Origin of the sequence: uncultured Nitrospira sp., assembly GCA_902500695.1 — a bacterium.
Classification (GTDB): Bacteria; Nitrospirota; Nitrospiria; order Nitrospirales; family UBA8639; genus Nitrospira_E.
In genome coordinates, this window is sequence record CABVRQ010000132.1 from 1 (window position 1) to 5,910 (window position 5,910).

A 5,910-nucleotide genomic window follows, 5' to 3' on the forward strand; every position below is an offset into this window, starting at 1 on the left:
GTGGTCTGATATATTCCCTCATTGTATGAAGATTTGATTGAATCGTTCCTGCCTTAATACCGCATGTATGAAAGACTCTTTCAGTAATCCAGAATCGAAAAAGATAATTCTCTCTACCCGGACGGGCCGGGTGATGAGTGTGTGTAAGTGGGTAGGAGTGGTGCTCTCTTTGTCTCTTTTTGGTTGCCAGGTGAGAGAGGTACAACCAACTTTAAAGGATGAATGTGGGATTCTTCGTTCCAACGTTGATTGGTCAAGTCGGATTAAGATGTTGAATTTCTTAAGCCTGGCCTTTTCCCAGAAATGTGATGCCGCAGTCATTGAGTACACGGAACAAGCCCAATCTGAATTTCGCGATAAGGCTTTTTCTTTCTCTCGGGAAATGGCCGGAGTCTTTCTATCAGATGGCGTGCTCACGGAGTATGTTTTGGAATCATATGAGCGGGCATATTTAAGCGTGTTGCTCGCTGCGAGTTATCGGAGGACCGGACATATTGAGGATGCCAAAGTGGAATTACGGCGGTTGGACCATGAACTGTTTGCCCCGTTGTATAATTTTGGCGAAGACCCTGTCAATCTTGTGCTTTCCGCCGTTCTATGGGAAGTCCTTGGTGAACCAGGAGATGCCCGAACCGATTGGTTCAGGCTGGCGGAGCCCGCCAGTTCTTTTCTTCTGCATGTGGATCCTGCTCTTCAAGCGTTTGCCCAAGAGCAGGTGATCCGGCTGGATCAGGGTGGCCGTCCTACTCCCCGGTGGGATGTCTATGGTGTTGGTCGCTTTCCTGAGGTCGATTGGGATTTCAAATTGTTTGGCGCCTCCAACGGATACTTTCTGATCCATCCCAAGCCACCCTTCCAGGAGTTGTGTGTTTCTGGAACGGGTCTACGTCTTTCAACGGAAAGTTGGTTTGCCAAAATCAAACACAGGCATGATCATGCATACCATCCCCTTTTGAACATTCAGAGTTGGATCCGCTTACCAATCGGGGTGGTATATGGATTGGTGCCTTTTTCGCTTGGGGTTGGGGTGGCTGTTGGTGGATGTGCGGGGGCATTGTCCCTTGGAGGAAGAGGTAGTGGAGATTTGTGCGCGTTGTCCATTCTTGGTGGCACGCAGTTAATGCAAATTGCTCCCACCGTGTTTCAAAATACCGTACGTCCGGACTTGCGTCATTGGGAGCTGCTTCCTGCAGCGATTATAATAACTCAGGAATCCGATGGGGCCTCTGAGCCCTGTGATACTCATCAGGCTCGATTGCACCTTTTGGTGAATCGCTCCCCTGCCCCTCCTTTTAGTCCATAGAAATGGGAATTTTTCTTAGAACCATTTCATTTCGACGAAATTGCCTCTTTCTGGGTTAGTGGTCCATTTCAGTCCGAATAGAATGGATTAGTGCGATATTTATTTAATGGGTAATGAGGCTTGGGGAAATTTTGAGAGAAAATTGCCCACAAAGGCATTGTCTCCAAATGAAACGCTCTCTAATGATTTTATCTGATTGGATACAATGTGTATCGAAAAAGAGAAAATGTGAATAGAAGGGATAGAAAAGGATAAGCAGACAGGTCGACAAAGAAGCATGCGTGTTGGATATTACCTAGGTTTTTTCTTCCCCCCCAGTGTATGTCATACTACATTATTATGGGAATAGGTCTTGCTTTATGAAAGGAATACCTTATGACATACGCACCAATGGAAGATGCTCGACTGTTTCCTTTTAGGCGAACCGGGTTAATTGGGTCTCTTAGACTTGGCCTGATCTTGTTGGTAATGGGGGTCATGATGATGGGGGCCAGCAAGGGATGTGCAGAGGCCAAGCCTCCAGAAACCCTATCTCCTGCTCCACAAAGTATTTCGGTTTACGCTCTTTCGCGTGGGAAAGGCGTACCTGATCAGGCCAGGGAGGTGCTAGCGCACTCTCGCACCCTTCTCAAGTCTGCCCAGGAACGAGGAGAGGTCCGGCGGATGGTTGAGCAACGTATTGGAATAGAAGGGGAGACCCGTCTCTGTGCGGAATTTTCTGATGCGGAATCGGCTCATTCAATGATTGAACAGATACAGCAACTAGGCAAGGGAGTAGATTTGATCAACGTAAAAGTCGAGCCATGTTCCCCATGACCAAATTCTATTCCCCACGAATCTGTTTTGCGGATTACGCCATCTATTGGTTTCCATGGTTCTCGCGTTGATCAGCAGGGCGGTTCATCATTACATTCAAAGGAGTTGAATTATGAAAAGTTATCGATTCTATTTCACTCAAGCATTGATGGCGATAGGAATGGTTATTGGATTTGCTGCCTGTTCTCAACTCCACACAGCTCCCCTGCCAGTGGTTGACAGTGGGCCAAAAAATTCACCCGATCAGGGCAAGCAAATTTTGTCGGATAATGCAAAACAAAAACGAGACGAGTGGAAAACCAAAACCTTTGAGGAGTTTAAAGCCCAGACGTATCAAGAACCATTTGACGGTGGGAAATATATTGTGAACGGTGATACCCCGATTCTCAATGAGAAACTCCTACAGGAATTTTTTGAAACTCGTATAAAGGAATCAATCAATTCTCGCGAAGGGGTTCGAACGAAATTAACCGTTCATCAAGTCAATGGACAGGACGCAGTTTGGAATTCGGTAGAAAAACAGCAACTGACCTACTGCGTCAGTAAAACATTTGGCGCGAATTATGAAAAAATAAAGTCCGACATGGAGGCAGCCGGAAATGCATGGGAGGCCGCGGCTGCGGTTAATTTTATTTATGTGGGAGGAGAGGATGACTCCTGCACGGCGTCCAACCCGAATGTGGTTTTTGATGTGCGCCCGGTCAATGTGAATGGCCAATATCTGGCTCGAGCCTTTTTCCCGAATGAACAGCGGTCCTCACGAAATGTCTTGGTGGATAACAGTTCTTTTCAATTGGATCCAAATGGCAAGCTGTCGCTACAAGGGATATTGCGTCATGAATTGGGCCATACGATTGGATTCAGGCATGAGCATACCCGTCCGGATTCGGGTACGTGTTTCGAAGATAATAATTGGCGGCCGTTAACCAGTTACGATGCTTTCTCGGTCATGCATTACCCCCAATGTAACGGCAAAGGGGATTGGTCCCTGACCCTGACCAACATCGATAATAATGGGGCAGCATGTTTGTATGGACCCGCGCAAGGATTCACCATTGATTCCTCGATTTGTCAGGCACCCGACGAACCGCCTGGACCCATGGCCTGTGGACCCAAAACGGAAACTTTTGTCGGACAAAGTGTGGCCAAGAATGCAGAGCAAACCTATGGACCCTTTGTGGTGGTTCCGGGAACATTAGTGGAAGTGAGTATGCATGGAGAAACCAATCCCGGAGATCCAGATCTCTATGTTCGGTTCAACCAGGATCCGACAACGACTGCCTATGATTGCCGTCCCTATCTCTCGGGTGCGGAAGAAAAGTGCGTCCTGGATGTACCAACTAATGGAACTGCAGTCCATGTTAAAGTTCGGGGATATTCAGCCGCGCATTTCAATCTTACCGTGACTCATACTCCAACCCATTAATAGTTCACCATATCTGATACCAGGGCAGAGAGGCTTTTGTCTCCCTGCCCTGATCCTGTTTGAAATCTAGATTGAGGACAGGCTTCCGAAAAATTGATGAGGAAATGAACTGTGTTAGGGGTGGGACTGAGCACAGCGGAAACCGATGTTCGCAGAACGTTCTTCTGGAAAGGCCCCTCCTCGAGTCGCTGCACGCAACATGACTGGCCGACTTTTCCATGATCCGCCGCGGACAACCTTATAGCGCCCCATTTTGGGACCAGGCGGATTCTTTTCTGGCATGATGGGGTAATAATCTGGTCCTAGCCAATCATTAACCCATTCCGCGATATTGCCAGCCAAATGCAATACTTTATAAATACTTTGGCCATCCTCGAAGCTATCCACGGCTGCAACCAGAGGAATTTCATGGACGTGGTATTGCCCGAATACGGCTAAGTCCGCTGTCGGGTCCATCTCACCCCAAGGAAAGATGCGGGCAGATTCCCCTCTTGCCGCTTTCTCCCATTCAGCTTCCGATGGCAGTCTTTTGTTATGCTGTTCACAGAATGCATTGGCTTCCTCCCATGTGAGGTAAAGGGCCGGCCATGAAGCGAGGGCCTGATCCGGAATGAAATGCACACTAATGAGGTGCCAAATGAGTTCCCGTAATTCCTGAGAGACCGGCCTGTTGGTTGTGAGAAGAAATGCCAAGTATTCGCCTAAGTTGACTTCATAGCGATCCATGGAAAATCCATCTACCCAAATGTGACGTTGAGGAAACTCTGTGTCGTCATAATGCATTTCAAGACTATGGCGAATATCGTCTCGACGATTGGTTCCCATCAAAAACATCCCTTCTGGAATGGCAACCTGTGGCGAGGATTTGGCCAAGTTGGCGATATGCGCAATATGCTCATCAACTTCGTCGGGAGGTGGGTGAGTTTCTCCGATTGCCAAGCAGGAAAGTCCAAAGAGAAGCCCTATGGCAAGGAAGGCAGTGAAAATACGATAATGGGAGAGTTGAACTGCTGTGAACGGCAGGAAGAATATGTGGAGCATGTTTCTTGTCGTTTCTGAGACCTCAATGAAAGCCAGTCTACGTGAAGGGCACTTTGGGAGCAAGCCGACAATAGCTGGGAACGTAATAGGATGATAAAGTTTGGGGGGTGAAAAGATTCGGAAGTCAGTGGTTAGCGGGATTAGGGCAATCAGAGATCCGGGCTATGCCCACAACATATCCCTGTAAAGGGAAGCAAGGTAGTGCATCGCATTATGATGCGGGCGTGCCAAAGATTGCGATGGGAGTGGTCAAGATACCCATCAATACAGGACCAATCCCCCAGGCGCTTTGATGGCTTGGCAATATGGCGGAAGTTGTCGGCCTTAAGGTTTGCGACAATCAATCAAGTCAAGTCTTAACAAACAGACATTACTGTATGTGCGGGTGTTAATGGTGCGTTGGAATTTGCCTGCATGACCCTTATTAAATCCTGATGATGAGGTCATTGTATTTGAGCTGTATTGCGGCGATCACCTGAGTTCATTATCAGACAATAGCGATTGTGCCGTGTCTAATTTTCCTTCGAGGTACGGGGGGTGGGAGTTGCACCATTCTTGAGGTAGTCCAAGAAGCATTGACCGATCGAACCAGGGCCTTGGTTGTCAATAATCCCGGCAATTGATCAGGGAAAACTTGAACCGGGTAAGCCTTGGAAAGTCTTGCGGTTTTCGCCAGACAGTAGTACTTGCTTATTTTCAGGGGCGAAACCTTAGCAAGGATTTCTGTAGGAGCGGTAAAAAAAATGGCTGACCATTACTATTGTATTTGCGAGGGGAACATGATTAACGATATTTTCTATTCTGCTTTTGTCAGGAAGAGGCGTGTCTGGATGAAAATGTTCTGCGGCCTGCTCATGGTAAACGTTCTTTCCGCATGCACAGGAGACAGGTATCAGCAACAGGCGGATCTCATTAAAGGCCATGTGGAAATGTTCTATGGCCATTTGCAATCCCATCAGCCTAACCAGGCTGTGGCTGACAATGAACAGATCGAGGTACTCGCGCTAAGAAGTGAAGAGCGCTTGCTCCGTCGTGTAGGCCAGATGAGGCAGGGTGAGAGAACGCAGGAATGGAAAATTATCAAAACAGCCAAAGAAACAGCTGCGGAGAATTGGTTAGCCTTGGCCCGTTATTTTTTGGAATCCCAACAGTACAACAGAGCCCTGGTTACCTACCATCGGATTATTGAAACCTACCAAGGCTTGGCCTACCAATTATATGTCGATCGTGCGAAAACGGGATTGCGGGATGTGGAAGCCATTCTGGATTCTGGAACTCTGCCTGTAGCGCCTGCAAAGTAGGTTTACCTGGTACTGAGTTATCT

Annotated in this window: 5 protein-coding genes; 4 read left to right on the plus strand and 1 reads right to left on the minus strand. The window is 47.8% G+C overall.

What is annotated here, in order from left to right; all coding sequences use genetic code 11:
- Positions 1–133 precede the first annotated feature (133 nt).
- From AAH187_RS18495 to AAH187_RS18505, 3 genes are all read left to right on the plus strand, one after another.
- Positions 134–1,303, plus strand: a complete 1,170-nt coding sequence (locus AAH187_RS18495) for a hypothetical protein (RefSeq protein ID WP_342349964.1) — start codon at positions 134–136, stop codon at positions 1,301–1,303.
- A gap of 375 nt (positions 1,304–1,678) precedes the next feature.
- Positions 1,679–2,119 (plus strand): hypothetical protein, encoded by a 441-nt coding sequence (locus AAH187_RS18500; protein ID WP_342349965.1) that lies wholly within the window; start codon positions 1,679–1,681, stop codon positions 2,117–2,119.
- A gap of 112 nt (positions 2,120–2,231) precedes the next feature.
- Positions 2,232–3,545, plus strand: coding sequence for a matrixin family metalloprotease (locus AAH187_RS18505; RefSeq protein WP_342349966.1), 1,314 nt, complete (start codon positions 2,232–2,234; stop codon positions 3,543–3,545).
- Between the two features lie 114 nt (positions 3,546–3,659).
- Here the strand turns inward: AAH187_RS18505 and AAH187_RS18510 are convergent, their stop codons facing one another.
- Entirely contained in the window at positions 3,660–4,586 is a 927-nt protein-coding gene (locus tag AAH187_RS18510) for an SUMF1/EgtB/PvdO family nonheme iron enzyme (RefSeq protein ID WP_342349967.1), read from the minus strand.
- Positions 4,587–5,416: 830 nt separating this feature from the next.
- Here AAH187_RS18510 and AAH187_RS18515 point away from each other — a divergent pair.
- Positions 5,417–5,887, plus strand: a complete 471-nt coding sequence (locus AAH187_RS18515; RefSeq protein WP_342349968.1) for a hypothetical protein — start codon at positions 5,417–5,419, stop codon at positions 5,885–5,887.
- Positions 5,888–5,910 lie beyond the last annotated feature (23 nt).